This is a genomic window from Chitinophaga sp. XS-30 (assembly GCF_008086345.1).
Lineage (GTDB): Bacteria > Bacteroidota > Bacteroidia > Chitinophagales > Chitinophagaceae > Chitinophaga.
On the sequence record NZ_CP043006.1, the window covers coordinates 1,116,184 to 1,131,153 of the forward strand.

The 14,970-nt window shown below is 53.0% G+C and carries 13 protein-coding genes; 1 reads left to right on the top strand and 12 read right to left on the bottom strand.

Annotated elements, in window-relative coordinates; translation table 11 throughout:
* Positions 1-227: 227 nt before the first annotated feature.
* The 3 genes from FW415_RS04715 to FW415_RS04725 form a co-directional block, all read right to left on the bottom strand.
* Positions 228-1,982 (bottom strand): RagB/SusD family nutrient uptake outer membrane protein, encoded by a 1,755-nt coding sequence (locus tag FW415_RS04715; protein WP_148383136.1) that lies wholly within the window; start codon positions 1,980-1,982, stop codon positions 228-230.
* Between the two features lie 178 nt (positions 1,983-2,160).
* Complete coding sequence (locus FW415_RS25275; RefSeq protein WP_371417057.1) at positions 2,161-3,669, bottom strand: SusC/RagA family TonB-linked outer membrane protein; 1,509 nt, start codon at positions 3,667-3,669, stop codon at positions 2,161-2,163.
* Positions 3,593-5,239, bottom strand: a complete 1,647-nt coding sequence (locus tag FW415_RS04725; protein ID WP_148383138.1) for a SusC/RagA family TonB-linked outer membrane protein — start codon at positions 5,237-5,239, stop codon at positions 3,593-3,595. The genes FW415_RS25275 and FW415_RS04725 overlap by 77 nt, the downstream gene beginning before the upstream one ends.
* A 171-nt stretch (positions 5,240-5,410) precedes the next feature.
* Here FW415_RS04725 and FW415_RS04730 point away from each other — a divergent pair, with 171 nt between their 5' ends.
* A complete protein-coding gene (locus FW415_RS04730) occupies positions 5,411-6,055 on the top strand; it encodes a hypothetical protein (RefSeq protein WP_148383139.1) in 645 nt (214 codons plus the stop codon).
* Here the strand turns inward: FW415_RS04730 and FW415_RS04735 are convergent.
* From FW415_RS04735 to rlmD, 9 genes are all read right to left on the bottom strand, one after another.
* A complete protein-coding gene (locus FW415_RS04735) occupies positions 6,048-6,665 on the bottom strand; it encodes a DNA-3-methyladenine glycosylase (protein WP_148383140.1) in 618 nt (205 codons plus the stop codon). The genes FW415_RS04730 and FW415_RS04735 overlap by 8 nt on opposite strands.
* A 4-nt stretch (positions 6,666-6,669) precedes the next feature.
* Positions 6,670-6,888, bottom strand: coding sequence for a hypothetical protein (locus FW415_RS25280; protein ID WP_246858915.1), 219 nt, complete (start codon positions 6,886-6,888; stop codon positions 6,670-6,672).
* Positions 6,889-6,974: 86 nt separating this feature from the next.
* A complete protein-coding gene (locus tag FW415_RS04745; protein ID WP_168208666.1) occupies positions 6,975-7,634 on the bottom strand; it encodes a M28 family peptidase in 660 nt (219 codons plus the stop codon).
* Between the two features lie 16 nt (positions 7,635-7,650).
* Positions 7,651-9,147, bottom strand: coding sequence for a cysteine--tRNA ligase (gene cysS, locus FW415_RS04750; protein WP_148383143.1), 1,497 nt, complete (start codon positions 9,145-9,147; stop codon positions 7,651-7,653).
* A gap of 138 nt (positions 9,148-9,285) precedes the next feature.
* Complete coding sequence (locus tag FW415_RS04755) at positions 9,286-10,416, bottom strand: endonuclease/exonuclease/phosphatase family protein (RefSeq protein WP_148383144.1); 1,131 nt, start codon at positions 10,414-10,416, stop codon at positions 9,286-9,288.
* Positions 10,417-10,530: 114 nt separating this feature from the next.
* Complete coding sequence (locus FW415_RS04760) at positions 10,531-11,589, bottom strand: endonuclease/exonuclease/phosphatase family protein (protein ID WP_148383145.1); 1,059 nt, start codon at positions 11,587-11,589, stop codon at positions 10,531-10,533.
* Between the two features lie 77 nt (positions 11,590-11,666).
* Positions 11,667-12,626 carry a rhomboid family intramembrane serine protease gene (locus FW415_RS04765; protein WP_148383146.1) on the bottom strand — a complete coding sequence of 320 codons (960 nt, stop codon included), beginning with the start codon at positions 12,624-12,626 and terminating at the stop codon, positions 11,667-11,669.
* A 40-nt stretch (positions 12,627-12,666) separates the two neighbouring features.
* A complete protein-coding gene (locus tag FW415_RS04770) occupies positions 12,667-13,494 on the bottom strand; it encodes a rhomboid family intramembrane serine protease (RefSeq protein ID WP_148383147.1) in 828 nt (275 codons plus the stop codon).
* Between the two features lie 40 nt (positions 13,495-13,534).
* Positions 13,535-14,944: a 23S rRNA (uracil(1939)-C(5))-methyltransferase RlmD gene (gene rlmD, locus FW415_RS04775; protein WP_148383148.1), complete on the bottom strand. Its 1,410-nt coding sequence runs from the start codon at positions 14,942-14,944 to the stop codon at positions 13,535-13,537.
* Positions 14,945-14,970: the final 26 nt, after the last annotated feature.

Below are 14,970 nucleotides of genomic sequence, written 5' to 3' on the forward strand. Positions count from 1 at the left end.
AGCAGATGATTGCCTTAATGTTATGGCCGGGCTGATGTGTCTTAGTGGAATCTCCTTAAGCTAATACTATTTTTTGAGGTTAATGTTTTGTTAACCGGAAGACGAAAGTACGACTTCTATCCTTTCAACGATCAAACCGGCATAGAAATTTTTCAAAAAGAAATGTGTATTTATGACGCAAACGCTGTCCCGGTCCATATGGACCGGGATCAGTGTTGCAGCGGGATTTAGTACAATGGATTCTGTATCATTTTGTTATTCCTGCGGATCTCTTCCGCGAGAACAGGCAGGAGGTAGTGTTTTTCCGTGAATTTCCGTTCCTGTACACCGGATGTTAACACTTTGTAAGTGTATGTGAGGGTATTGTCCGGGTTCAGCTTTCCTTCTATATCTATCGCTTTGGCCGGGCCGCTGAATGCGGAGGTGGCGATCAGCCAGCGGCGTGCATCGAAGTAGCGGTGTTCTTCAAACGCCAGTTCATACCTGCGTTCGTAGCGGTACATTTCCATCAGGGCCTGCCCGGTGACGGTTGCGGTGAGCGCAGGCATGCCTGCGCGGGTGCGCACTTCGTTGATCGTTTCCCGGGCTACCGGCTCTTCGCCAAGGGCGAGGGATGCTTCTGCAAAGTTCAGCTTGATCTCTGCATACCGGAAGTACAGCCAGGGCTGATCTCCACGAAAGAATTGCGCGTCCAGGTTGATGTCCATGAACTTGCGGAGGTAATAACCGGTGTAGGTGCCATTCCAGTTTTCAATGGGACTGTTGCGTGTATCCAGACCATTTACCAGCTCAATGGTGCCGTCCGCTCTTTTGCGCTCATAACGGGCGGTCTGTATAACACCTACCGGGTCGTTGGACTGGGCATCACTGGGGCGTTTTTTCCAGGGAGCGCCGTTGTAGAGGATGGTGGCGTAGAAGCGGGGATCGCGGCCTACATACGGCTGGCTGGCCATGACGGGGTCGTTCCAGCTGAAGTTGGTGCCGTCCGCCATCTGGTATCCTTCCACAAAGTTTTCCAGCGGCACATTGCCGCCCCAGTTATGGTATCCGTTCGGCCCATTGTACAGGTCATGGGAAGTGCCGAGTTGCTGGCGATTGAAGTATTTGCAGAAGATCACTTCCGGATTGTCCTTGTCCAGGAACACCCTGGTGTAGTTCTCCACCGGGGATGCAGTGGGTTTGTGCAGGGAAAATACATTGCTGTCGATAATAGCTTTCGCAGCATCCCTGGCCAGCCTCCAGCGCGCCATACGGTCGCCGCCCACATAGCCGAATACAGGTTCTGTGTTTCCCGGCCTGTTGAAGAGATCGCTGGCAGCGTACAGGAGTATGCGTGATTTCAGGGCCATGGCCGCGTAGTTGGTAGCCCTTCCCTTATCATCCCGCTCATGTACGGCCGGCAGCAATGCCATAGCGCTGTCGCATTCCGCAACGATATAGTTCACGCATTCCTCAAAACTGTTTCGGGGGATCAGCATTTCCTCTCCGTCTCCCAGTTCAAAGATCTGCGTCACCAGCGGCACTCCGCCCCAGTATTTCACCAGCATATGATAGAAATAAGCACGCAGGAAATGTACTTCTCCTTTGAGCCTGGTGCGTTGGGCTTCGTCTTTGAACGGGGCATTGTCTACCATCTCGAAAAAGATGTTGCAATTCCGGATGGCTTTGTAATGCACGTCCCATTGCCCGAAACCGCCAAGCGCTCCAAGATCTTCGGCGGACTGTGCTTCCGTAACGGAAGTGGTGGTGCCGTAGTTGTGGATAAAGCGGCTTTCATCTGTTATGGAGGACAGCATTACTTCGTTGAAACCATGCCGCATTTTGGTGTAGAGGTCGTTCACGTAAGCCTCAACCAGATTCGGGTCTTGCCAGACGTCTTCCTCCGTAAACTCCGTCAGCGGTTTTTTCTCGAGAAAATCCTTGTTGCACGCGGTGTTAAGAGCGAGCACAGTTATGATGAGTATGTTGATGATCTTTTTCATCGGGTAATATTTTATTTTTTACTGGCCGGATGACATCGAAGATGCATCGTGGCTAATAAGGTTTAAACATGCCTGAGCTAAACCTTGCATTAACACGGCCCTGTATGATAAAACGTATCACGCCCGGTTTCACCGGGTTATTTTTTTGATCAGGACCAGGTGTTTCGTAGCGCAAGATTTAGAAGGTTACGTTCAGGCCGGCGTTGAAGATCCTTGTTTGCGGGTAGAACTGGCCGCTGCCGGTGGGGGATTCCGGGTCAAAGATCTTCACTTTGTCGAATGTCAGCAGGTTCTGTCCGCTGATGTAAACACGAAGCTCTTCCAGCCCGGCCTTTTTGCGAAGCCGTTCGGAAACGGAATAGCCGATCTCCAGTGTTTTGAGGCGGAGGTAGTCGGTATCCCAGAGCCAGAAGGTGTTTGGCCGGCTTACCCAGTATTCGCGGTCCCGGTCATACGGGCGCGGCATGGAAGCATCTATGTTATCTTCCGTCCACCTGTCCGCCGCGATCTTCATCGGGAAGTTGCCGATCAGCCCGGATTCTGTGCGGATGTACTGGCTGGAACCTGTTGCGGCCTGCCAGAGCATGGTGAGGTCAAAGCCTTTGTAATCGGCGCCCAGGGTGAGACCATAGTTCCAGGTCGGGTATTCGGAGCGGTTCACGCGTACGCGGTCCAGGTCATTGATCTGTCCGTCTTCGTTCACATCCCTGAATATTACGTCTCCCGGAACGGCGCCGCCGATGTGGGGATAGTCGTCTATCGCCTTCTGGTCCCGGAAAATGCCGATGGCTTCGTAGTAGAGGTTTGCGCCGATCTGCTTGCCCGTGGAGCGCTGCCATTCCGGAACGTTGGGCACTTCATCCCAGAACACGATCCTGTTACGGGCATGCGAGATGTTCGCCACTACTTCGTAAGTGAATTTGCGAACGGTGCGCTTGTGCGTCAGGTGCAGATCGATGCCCTGGTTCTCTACTTTGCCGATATTCTCATCCGGTAGTGTGAGGCCGGTGTAAATGGGCACGGATGCGGAGCGGGTGGTGAGAATGCTGTAACGATGCGTACGGAAGTACTCTGCTTCCAGGCCGATCAGTCCATTGAAGAACTTGGCTTCGATAGCCACATCCAGGTTGTTGGACACTTCCCAGGTGATGTTCTCATTGGGAATGCGGAGGGCGTAGATGCCCTGGTACAGCTTGTCTCCGAACACCATGCCGCCACCCGCAATATTGAACGTGTTCAGGTACTGGAAGGGGTCCACCTGGTCGTTCCCCATTTGTCCGTATGAGGCGCGCAGTTTGAAGTAGTCCACCGTGGAGCCGACGTTGTTCTTCCAGAAATTCTCGCGGGATAGCACCCATCCCGCGGAAACACCCGGGAAGAAGCCGAAGCGGCGGTGGGAGGGAAAATTCTGGGAGCCATCGTACCGCCAGTTGAAGTCGAACAGGTACTTCTCGTCGTAGTTATAAGACAGCCTGCCGAAGTAATTAAGCCTCGCGTAGTCGAACCCGCGTCCGGTATTATCTTTTTCTTCGTTGCTGCCGGCAAAGAGCTGATCTACTGCGCCTGACATGAAATACCGTCTCCTGGCCCAGAGGTTGTCCCCTTTCGATTCATTGCGTTCGATTGCAACTATGGCGCCTACATTGTGTTTGCCAAAGGAGCGCAGATAATTGATCTTGGCATTGATGGTAACGCTTTGGTTCTGGTTGAACCATTCTTCCCAGTTCGGGGGAGGCGATGCCGCGCTGCGAGGCTTCCAGCTGCGGCTGGTCATTGGCGTCAAAGCCCTGCAGGGTGTAGAGCGTCCAGGGTTTGATGAAGCGTTTATTGAAGTTGAAATTCTGGTCCAGCGCAAAATTGCCGTCTACGAAGAGCCCTTCCACCCCCGGGATATATAACATTACGCCGAGATTGGAGTTGATCACGTATGTTTTGTCGCGCTGGTAACCGATCTCATTGGTACTGGTCACTACGGGATTGTCGCCGTACTCAATATCCGGTCCCGGCAGCCCGTTCGGCCAGCGGGCGGCTTCTGTTGGCCTGCCGCGCAGCAGGGCGCGGAAGATGGAGCCGGCACTTCGGGGCGGGAAATTCCGGTCTTCCAGTCTGCCGGCAAGGTCGAGGCGAAAGGTCAGGTATTTGTTCACATTGGCATCCAGGTTGGCGCGGAGCTGATGTTGCCGGTAATTGGTGGCGCTGTTCTTGAAGATGCCGTCCTGGAAGAGTGTGCCGAACGAAACGAAGTACACGAACTTGTCCGATCCTCCGCGGAGGGAGAGGTCGTGCCGGCTTTGGCTGGAGAGCGGTTTTACCACTTCATCGATCCAGTCGGTATTCGGATAGCGCCAGGGATCGGAGCCATCTGCGAATTTTTGTATTTCTTCTTCCGTGAATTTGGGCTGATCTCCGCTGTTGACATTGATCTCGTTCACGATGCGCGCATATGTAGGCGCATCCGCCATTTCCGGCAGGCGCGTAGCCTGGGTGAATCCCTGGTTGAAACTGTAGCTCAGCAGGGGTTTGCCAGTGCGGCCGCGCTTGGTGGTGATGAGGATCACACCGTTCGCGGCACGGGAGCCGAAGATGGCCGCTGATGCGTCTTTCAGTACGGAAACGTTCTCGATGTCGTTCGGATTGAGCCGCTGGAAGCCATCGCGCGGAATGCCGTCGATCACCACGAGCGGGTCGGAGTTGCGGAAAGTGCTGCGGCCGCGGATCAGGATGCGGGAGCCGTCATATCCCGGCTCGCCGCTGTTATTGATGGCCATCAGGCCCGAAACCCTTCCTACGAGGGCATTGGAAACGTTCACCGTTGGGGCCTGCCTGATCTCGGAGCCTTTCACGGTGCTGACGGAGCCGGTCTTGGTCACCTTTTTAGTGGTGCCGTAACCGGTAACAACATACTCGTCCAGCTGTTGTTCTGTTTCTTTCAGCAGGATGTCGAAAGTGGTTTTTCCATTTACCGGGTACTCCTGCTGTTCGTACCCGATGAATTGCAGCACCAGCGTGGCTTGCGGGTCTACGTCCGTAAGGGTGAAGTTCCCCTTTTCATCTGTGGCCGTGCCTTTCTGTGTGCCTTTCACCATCACGGTAACGCCGGGAAGGGAGAGGTTCTTTACATCCCTGATCCTGCCTTTTACGGTGATGGTTTTCGATTGCTGGGCGGTGGGTTGCTGAGATACGGAAACGGGCATGTTTCCGAACAAGGCGAATGCCGCCATAAGGATGGCGCCGCCATAACGTGGAATGGGTCGCATAAAGATTAGGTTTTCGTTGGGTTAAAAAATAATAACGCTCACTGTCGTATGTCTTATTCTTGTCTAGTCAAGTTATCTAGTTTTTCTTTAAATATTTTCGAAATTAAGCGTCTGCGATACGCGTTTTGTTTAAAAAACATTAGCTACCTTCAATCCAGAATCCACAACGTCATGAAATTGAGCCGTCTCCCTGGTTTGATCGTTGCCATCGCTTTACTGGCTTCCTGCGGAAAGGAAGAAAGCCTGGAAGAGCCGTTCCGCGGCAATTCCTGCGATTATGCGCCTTATACGGCGGGTTCTTCTTTTGAGTATGAGCAAACCGGAGGTGATCCGGCGGACACTTTTCAATACATCCTGGTGGCGAAAGGGGATACGGTCTTCAACGGGGAAACTTACCTGTGGCTGGAAGATGATGCTTCTTCCGGGTTTTCCCTTTTCAAATGCGGGGAGGGGGAATATGAGCAACTGGTGGATGTGAGCAATATTCCTTATGCGCCGGCGGACCCGGTCAAAACGGTTTACCTGCGGGATGATCTGCCCCGCGGCGGCAGCTGGATAGAGCAGTTACCGCTGACCATCCCGGGTGTCGGGGACCTGTTGCTGGTGATGCAGTACACGATCGTGGAGAAAGGCACGAACAAAACAGTACTTGGAAAAGAATACAGTGATGTGATCGGTGTGCAGATGGATGTGTCCATGCCGCCGCTCATTCCGGCCCAGGTGCTGAGCACCAGTTTTTACGCGAAGGGAGTGGGATTGATCCAGGCGGACCGGGAGGAGGATACTACAAGATTGGTGACGTACACGATCAGGTAACGGGCACAGCATCTTTCCAGGCCCAGAGGTACCGGCAGGCATGTGTTCTGTAAGGCGACCATTTCTCAGAGAGTTTCATTAACCTGGCCCGGTAAGTTTTCCGGTCAGCCGTATCCAGTTTATAAAGTTTGGTCATTGCCTGTTGCAGCCCCAGGTCATCACAGGCAAAAATATCTTCCCGCCCCAGGTAGAACATCAGCAGCATTTCCACCGTCCATCTGCCAACGCCTTTGATCTTTGTGAGATAGGCGATCACTTCTTCATCCTCCATTTTGCGAAGCCTGGCATCCGTCAGTTTTTCGGTTATCACAAAATTGGCAACGTTATGCACGTAGCTGACCTTGGCATTGGAAAGCCCGATAGCCCGGAGCCGTTCCGGAGGGGTGTCCAGTATCTGCTGTGGCCGCGGTTCTTTGCCGCCGTATAGTTCCAGGAAACGTCTGTAGATCACGGCAGCCACTTTCACGGAGAGTTGCTGGCTCATGATGGAGCGGATGAGTTTCAGCGCGATGTTACGCCCGGCCGGCAAAACTTCCAGCGGAGCGCTGACGATGGCCTTCAGCTTTTTGTCCTTTTGCAGGTGTGCAATGTAAACGTCGTGAGGTGTCATGAGTTCAATAATTGAATGGCTGACCGTAGATCACGTTGAGGAGCGTCTGGCCCACGGCCTGCATGGTCCTGCGGTCTATGACGCTGATGTTGTCTTTCGTGGTATGGTGATGCGGCATGAAATTGCCGTTGGGTTGTGTGGCGATGATGTTCCAGCGTGGGGATCTTTGCGATGGTATTGATGTAATAGTGGTCGTCTTCCGCGCCGGCGCCATTGTCCTCATACCGGAAAAAGTCCGAGAACCCGCTTTGGTTGCCAACGTCCCAGATCATTTTGGCCTGGGGGAAAGCGAATTGCCTGGAGTAGCTTTCATAGTAGAAAGCGGAATTCCGTCCGCCCACCATATCCAGCAGCACGCCATAATCCGCCTTGTAGCCGGGGGATATGCGGATTTTTGGCCCAGTATTGCGCGCCGAGGCAATAGCTGGCTTCCACCTTGGATTCACCGTAATCTTCCACGTCGGTCAGCAGGATATCGATACCGGTTTCCGGCCGCTGTGCGTGGAACTGCCGGGCCATTTCCAGCAATACGGCTACACCGCTGGCGCCATCGTCCGCACCATCGAATTTTTTGTTGCCGCCGCCGGCCTCTTTATCGGCATAAGGCCGGGTATCCCAGTGGGCAAGCAGCAATATGCGGCGTTTGGCGGCCGGATTAAAGGCAGCGATGATGTTGATGCAGGGGAGTGACCGCTGTTGGGGGGCAATAACGGTGGCGCGTTGTACATACACCGTGTCCGCCAGGCCCTGCAGGCGTCCGGTGAGCCAGGCTGCGCAGGCTTCCTGTTCCGGGGTCCCGGGGATGCGGGGGCCGAATGCGAGTTGCTGCTCAACATAGGCGTAAGCAGAATCTGCGGAGAAGACAGGGGCTTCCGGAGCGGATGGCCCTGTGCCGGTACCGGTATTTTGCCGGTTCCCCTGGTTACAGGCTGCGAACAGGATCACAACCAGCATGATCATCCACCTCATAGCGTAATATGCTGTTTTATTCAATGGCATAACTCACTGTGCCGTCTTTTTCGTCCTTCAACTGTATGCCGATGGATAGCAGCTGGTTACGGATCTTGTCTGAAGTGGCGTAATCTTTTTTGCCTTTGGCTTCCTTGCGGATATCGATGAGCAGTTGCAATACGCCGTCCAGCTTGTTATTGTCCTCTGCTTTTTCGGGCCTGAGGCCGAGGATATCGATGAGATAGGTTTGCCAGGTCTGTTTCATGAATGCGAAGGTGCTTTCATTCAGCTCATGCATTTTCACCTGTCCGCTGCGGAGGGAATTGATGACCGGCGCCATTTCAAAAAGGTTGGCGAGCACTTTGGCGGTGCTGAGGTCATCGTTCATGGCGGCCTCGCAATCGCGGCACCAGGCGGTCACCTGCGTATCCAGCTCCTCATTAATGGCGGCGCCGTTGCTGACATAGGTGAGTTTTTGCAATACTTCGTAAGCCTGCCAGAGGCGTTGCAGTCCTTTTTCCGCGGCCTGAAGGGCCTCGTTGGAAAAATCCAGCGTGCTGCGGTAGTGCGTCTGCAGGATGAAAAAACGGATGGTCATCGGGCTGTATGCCTTTTCCAGGAGGGGATGTTCACCGGAGAAAAGTTCTGTCAGGCGGATCTGGTTGTTATAACTTTTACCCATCTTCTTGCCGTTGATGGTGATCATGTTGTTATGCACCCAGTAGCGTGCCATCATTTCTCCCTGTGCAATTTCGCTCTGGGCAATCTCGCATTCATGATGGGGGAACTGAAGGTCCATGCCACCGCCATGGATATCGAACTGTTTGCCGAGGTATTTGCTGCTCATGGCGGAGCATTCGATGTGCCATCCGGGGAAGCCGTCGCCCCAGGGGCTTGGCCATCGCATCAGGTGTTCCGGCGGCGCTTTTTTCCAGAGGGCAAAATCCACTTTGTTCCTTTTCTCATCCTGCCCGTCCAGGTCGCGGGTGGTTTCCAGCTGATCTTCGATCACCCGGCCGCTGAGGATACCGTAATGATGGGCTTCGGAATATTTCTTCACATCGAAATAAACAGAACCGTTCACTTCGTAGGCGAAACCGGCATCGATGATCTTGCGGATCATTTCTATCTGCTCCACGATATGGCCCGTGGCGGTTGGCTCGATGCTGGGGGGCAGGGTATTGAACTGCTCCATGGCCCAGTGAAAGAGGTTGGTATATTTCTGTACCAGTTCCATCGGTTCGAGCTTTTCGAGCAGGGCGCCTTTGGCGATCTTGTCTTCCGCGGCCCGGCCTTCTTCCTCAAAATGTCCCGCATCAGTAATGTTGCGCACATAGCGTACTTTATAACCGAGGTGGAGGAGGTAGCGGAACAATACATCAAATGTGATATTGGGCCGGGCATGACCGAGGTGCGATTCCCCCGAAACGGTGGGACCGCACACGTACATACCAACGTGGCCGGGATATAAAGGAGTAAAGATCTCTTTTTGCCTGCTGAGGGTATTGTGCAGTTTAAGCTGTTCTGACATATCTGTTATTTCGGACCGGCAATTTCGGACTTTCTATGCCGAATTTCGAATTTTTTAAGCAAAAAGCAGCGGGATTTATCAATTACCAGTCATGTTGGTCATCCGGACTGTGCTGCGCTGCGCTGTGACAGCAGCGGGTCAGGGTTCGGCAGCGGTTTGCCGCAGTGTAAGGTTGGTGATGACCGGATAATGGTCGCTCAGGTCGGACCGCAGCGTCTGGAAGCCGTTTACCGTAAAACGTTTGTCCGCAAAAATATAGTCTATCCGGAGGGTAGGCGAAAGGCCGGAGAAGGTTCTGCCGATGCCGCTTCCTTTCCGCAGGAATGCATCCTGCAGGCTGCCTTTTACCTTGAAATAGGTGTAGGAGGCCGGCGTATCGTTGAAATCCCCGCAGACGATCACGGGATGAGGGCTTGTTTTGATGAAATCCGCCACGATATTTGCCTGGCGGCTGCGGCGGGTATAGGCATCGCGCATTTTGTTCATGATACCTTTGGCGGCTACCAGCCCGGTATCTTCCTGTTTTTTTATTTTTTCGATGGATTGATAATCCTGTGCATTGAAGCGATAGGATTCCAGGTGCATGTTCACAATGCGGATGGTGTCTTTACCGCGGACGATATCGGCATAAATGAGGCTTTCGCCCATCGGGCCGGGGGACATCTTTACCTTGTCCGACCGGATGACCGGATACCGGGAGAAGATGATAGAACCCCAGTGCTGGCTTCCCTGCCGGTTAAAATCGCTGGAAAAGAAGCGGTAGGGCAAATTCATTTCTGCGGAGATATCTTCCCTGTTGTTGAAGTCGTCCTGCTTTTCGCTGGTGTAGAAATCCTGCAGGCACAGGATATCCGGCTTTTGTGCCTTGATAAGCCGGAACATGGCATCACGGGTGGGCCTGCTGTTCTTCTTTGTATAGAGGCCAAACAACGCAACGTTATAGCTCATTACGCTGATGCTGTTCTTCGGTTTATCGTTCGTATCCCATGACGAAGGCCAGCGAACGGCAATAAAAGCGGAAACGGATTTCCAGCCGATCACCAGTGCCATCAGGGGAAGCAGTGCGTATTTTGGATGGAATATCAGCCAGAAGATGAGGAAAAGCACGAGGATAACAAGCATGAAAGGGAAGCCCAGCGTCAGGAAACTGATCGGCCAGAACCTCACCGGCGAAATAAAAGGCGCCAGGCAGGCCAGGAGGAAAAACAGAACAGTTACCACGTTCACGATCAGGAAAAATCCCTTTGTAAAAAGCCGTAAAAATTTCAAAAGGCGAATCGTTTGTCCGCCATAAATTTAACGCATTAGCAAACAACACGTTAATAATTTTGTAAGCGGATAACCCGGTTGCGGAAGAAAGCGCTGGCGGGAGTGCCGGCGTGATCATTTCGGGAGGGACAATCTTGCCATGATCGGAAAGTGCTCAAATTCCTTTCGCCGCAATATGGAAAAGTCTTCGACGGCGAACCGTTTATCCGGAAGGATATAATCTATCCGAAGGGTGGGCGATAGTGCCGAGAACGTCCGCCCGAAACCTGAGCCGCGTTGCAGGAAGGCATCCTGCAAGCCACCGCGGATAGTGGTGTAAGTGTACGAAAGCGGGATATCGTTGAAATCACCCAGTACGATCAGCGGGTGCCTGCTCTTCGTTATTTCCCGTCGCATGAACTCCGCCTGGCTGGACCGCAGGCCGAAAGAGCGCCGCATTTTACCGAGCAGGCCTCTTACCTTATGTTTATCCGGAGCGGTGACGGTTCCGTAATCCTCTGCATCCAGCTGATAACTGGCGAGATGCGCGGAGATAATGCGGACGGTATCGCCGTGTATGAGCAGGTTGGCTGTCAACAGATTCTCGGCTGTTGGCCCGCCGCCGAGGTCCGCCATGGCGGAATCTATGATCGGGAACCTGGAAAAGAGCACGGTGCCGTAGTGCCAGGTATCCCAATGCGTACGGTGTTCCACAAAATAGTAATAAGGATAGCGGAGCTTCGTACGGATGCTGTCCAGGTTATTGGTCTTATCCGGATGATCATTGGTATAGAACTCCTGCAGGCAGAGGATATCCGGGTCAGCTTCTGCTATTTCCCCGTTTATGCGCAGGCGTATATTTTCGATGTTCTTGTAATCCTTCAGCCCCATGCTGCTGCAGTTAAAGGTCATCACGGTAAAAGAGCCGTCCGAAGCGCTGCTACTGCTGAAAAGATGAAAGCCCCAGGTGACTGCCATGGCCGGTACTGTCAGCAATATTCCTCCGGCGGAAAACAGCCAGTACCTTCGCCGGTACAGTACCCATATAACAATAAAGATGGCGCAGGCGATCCACAGAAAAGGGAATGCAAGACCGGCGAATCCGGCTATCCAGAAAGCTGCGGGGTTCAGGAAGCGAAAATAAGCGGAGCAGAGCAGGCCAATAACCAGGAGAACGTTGGTCCAAAGCAACAAACGCCGGACAATTACAGGGATATATTTCACGACCGGGGATAATTAATCTCCTGAAAAATAATAAAACTATATGGAAATCAAAATTCCCCGCTTTTTTCCTTGCTGGCGCGAAGCAGGGTTTCTTTTTCTTCAGCGGTAAGGCTCTGCATTCCCGCTTCGTTGATCTTGTCCAGAATCTCATTCACTTTCTGCTCGCTTACCGTAGGCCCTCCGACCTTGATGAACGGCGCTGGCGATGTGCCGGCACGAAAAGCGGTGCTGGTGCCGGCGGACTCGTTTTTTCCTGCTTCTTTACCGGATTTGGGATGGAACACATGGGAAATATGGAAAAAGAGGTTGTTGATGCCATTTCCCCAGTTACGGCCTTTTTTGAAGCTGGCCATGAACAGGTAACCCATGAGAGCGCCGCCGGCCAGGAAAAACAGGTAAGCGTAGCTTGCGCCACTGCTGAAAACGGCTACTGCATTCAGTGCAAGATAGATGAGCGTGATCACCCAAACCGGCAGGCCGCCTTTCACCAGGAGGGGGAATACGCGGTTATTGGGGGCCAGTACGGTAACGCCAACCGCGAGGGCCATTACGCCGGCCCCTGCGCCCATGATGCCGTTGCCGGCGGCAAGGGACTGCAGTGCGGGAACGAGGTTCATCCCGGCGAGATAACAGGCAAATCCGGTGAGGCTGCCGAAGATATATAGGGGGACAACAAGCCGGTGGCCGGAAATATTCTGCAGGAGGCTGCCGAAGCAGAACAGCCATATACCGCTGCTGAAAATATCCCAGAACTGCAGGTGCGCAAATGGCGCCGTGATGAGCGTCCAGGGTTTTTGCAGCAATAACATGGGATCTGCCGGAACGCGGGTATTGCCCAGGATGTCCCGGTTAAAGGCCGGCACACCATAATCCTCCATCTGATAGATGATCTTGATGAAATACAGCAGGATATAAACGGTGATATTCAGGACCAGCAACTGAGTCACCATATTCTTCTCTTCCCCGAGGGACAGCCGGGGCAGCCGCTCTTTTTCCGCTACGTGCATGGCTCAATGGTTTGTATGACAAAATTAGGCATTTTTGCCCTCAATAGAACGTTCGCCGGTTGCGTTTGTTCCATATCTTCAGCAGTATATAAGCAAATAGTACGCCACCCAGATGCGCAAAATGCGCAACATTGTCGCCGGCGGAATTGCGGAAGCCCAGGAACAGTTCCATGAGGATGTAAAAGCCCACAAAATATTTTGCCTTGATGGGGAAAGGGAAGGGAATAATGAAAAGCGTACTGTTGGGGAAAAGGTAGCCGAAAGCGAACAACACGCCGAAAACCGCGCCTGAAGCCCCTACAGTAGCCGTATCCCGGTAGCTTTCCAGGTATCCGGCCAGGTAAGTCTTGCCCAGCTGGATCATTTTCGGGCTTTCGGCGGGCCCGGCGCTCCAGGCATCATAGAGGCCATCGAGCGCGGGAATCTGGTATTTTTGCTGGAAAGCGGCGAAAGTATCAAACGAGGGGTTGGCGAAAAATGCGCCCACGTAGTTCGATAGCTGGACGTTGTCGTATGTCAGCACCAGCATATGGCAGAATGCGGCGCCCAGGCCGCAGATCATATAAAAGATCAGGAAGCGTTTCGGCCCCCAGACGTTCTCCAGCGTACTGCCGAACATCCAGAGCGCAAACATATTGGAGAACAGGTGGAAGAAAGATCCGGGATCATGCATGAACAGATGGGTAATGAACTGATGCGGCATGAACAGGTCCGAACCCCAGTAATGCAGGGCAAAGAGGGTGGACATATTGTAACCGTACATATTACCCAGGGTGACCTGCGCCAGGTACACCAATCCGTTAATGATCAACAGGTTCTTGATTACCAGGGGCAACATCTGGAATCTGCCGGGTCTAAACTCACTCATTTGCGTATATACTTAATCGTTAGTGATCCGTTTTCCTTTTTTAGTATCTCCGTTGCAACAGCACTACATTTTCTATGTGGTGGGTATGCGGGAACATATCTACCGGCTGTATTTTTTCGATCGTGTATTTTTCGTTCAGCAATGCCAGGTCCCTGGCCTGCGTTGCAGGGTTGCAGCTGACGTACACGATCCGCGGTGCGGCCACTTCCAGCAGTTTGGCTGTCAGTTTTTCGTGCATGCCGGCCCTGGGCGGGTCTGTAATGATCACGTCCGGAGCGCCGTGCGCGGCAAAGAATGCATCATCACAAATATCGGTCACATCCCCTGCAAAAAACGTAGCGTTATCCACGGCATTGGCGGACGCATTCTCCCTGGCATCGTCAATAGCCTCGCTGATCAGTTCTATACCGATCACCTTTTTTGCCTGCCGGGATACGAAAATGCCGATGCTGCCTGTACCGCAGTAAAGGTCATACACTACCTCAGCGCCGGTGAGCCCGGCAAAATCACGGGTAACCTTGTACAGCGCCTCCCCCTGGTAAGTGTTTGTCTGGAAGAACGATTTCGGGCCAATCTTGAAAGTAAAGTCTTCCAGCTTTTCCGTTACATACCCTTTGCCCGAGTACACTTTTGGCTCCAGGTCAAATATACTATCATTCTTTTTGGGATTGACGGTGTACAGCAATGTTGTGATCTCCGGAACGGTAGCCAGCAGATGATCCAGCAACGCTGTCCGCTCTGCTTCCAGTTCGTGGTGGATCACAAGGTTTACCATCACCTCGCCGGTGGTGCAGATACGCAGCACCAGGTTGCGCAACCAGCCTTCCTGGCGGCGGATGTCGTAGAAGGGGAGGTGATGCTGTTCCGCCCAGTCCCGTACGGTATTCTTGATAAGATTGGCGGGCTCTTCCTGCAGATGGCAGGTCTGTATGTCCAGCACTTTGTCAAATAGCCTGGGTATGTGAAACCCCAATGCGTTGCGTTTGGGCCACTCCTCTCCGGCCGCCCTGATCTCTTCGTCCGTCAGATAGGCTTTATTGGAGAAGGTGAACTCCAGTTTATTGCGGTAACGGCGTGTTTTGGATGCGCCGAGGATGGGGGAGATGGCGGGGAATTCCAGGTGCCCGATACGCTGCAGATTGTCTTCCACCTGCTGCTGTTTGTATTCCATCTGCTTTTCATACGGCAGCATCTGCCATTTGCAGCCACCGCAAAGACCAAAATGATCGCAGAACGGAGTGGTCCGTTCCGGAGAAAAGGTGTGCACCTGCGTTGCTTTTCCCTCCGCCCAGTCTTTTTTATTCTTGCTGAGCCTTACATCCACCACATCTCCCGGCACCACGCCACCTTCAATAAAGATCACTTTACCGTCTACCCGTGCTAATGCCTTTCCTTCGGCAGCATAGCCTGTTACGGGAACTTTTTCCAGAACTACGTTTTTTTTCCTCACGGGTGCAAAGGTAGGATGGTTTTCCT

Bases quoted from the DNA above. Each gene is read 5' to 3' on its own strand.
- FW415_RS04715 (WP_148383136.1), bottom strand. From the start codon at position 1,982: ATGAAAAAGATCATCAACATACTCATCATAACTGTGCTCGCTCTTAAC.
- FW415_RS04725 (WP_148383138.1), bottom strand. From the start codon at position 5,239: ATGCGACCCATTCCACGTTATGGCGGCGCCATCCTTATGGCGGCATTC.
- FW415_RS04730 (WP_148383139.1), top strand. From the start codon at position 5,411: ATGAAATTGAGCCGTCTCCCTGGTTTGATCGTTGCCATCGCTTTACTG.
- FW415_RS04735 (WP_148383140.1), bottom strand. From the start codon at position 6,665: ATGACACCTCACGACGTTTACATTGCACACCTGCAAAAGGACAAAAAG.
- FW415_RS25280 (WP_246858915.1), bottom strand. From the start codon at position 6,888: ATGAGGACAATGGCGCCGGCGCGGAAGACGACCACTATTACATCAATA.
- FW415_RS04745 (WP_168208666.1), bottom strand. From the start codon at position 7,634: ATGAGGTGGATGATCATGCTGGTTGTGATCCTGTTCGCAGCCTGTAAC.
- cysS (WP_148383143.1), bottom strand. From the start codon at position 9,147: ATGTCAGAACAGCTTAAACTGCACAATACCCTCAGCAGGCAAAAAGAG.
- FW415_RS04765 (WP_148383146.1), bottom strand. From the start codon at position 12,626: ATGCACGTAGCGGAAAAAGAGCGGCTGCCCCGGCTGTCCCTCGGGGAA.
- FW415_RS04770 (WP_148383147.1), bottom strand. From the start codon at position 13,494: ATGAGTGAGTTTAGACCCGGCAGATTCCAGATGTTGCCCCTGGTAATC.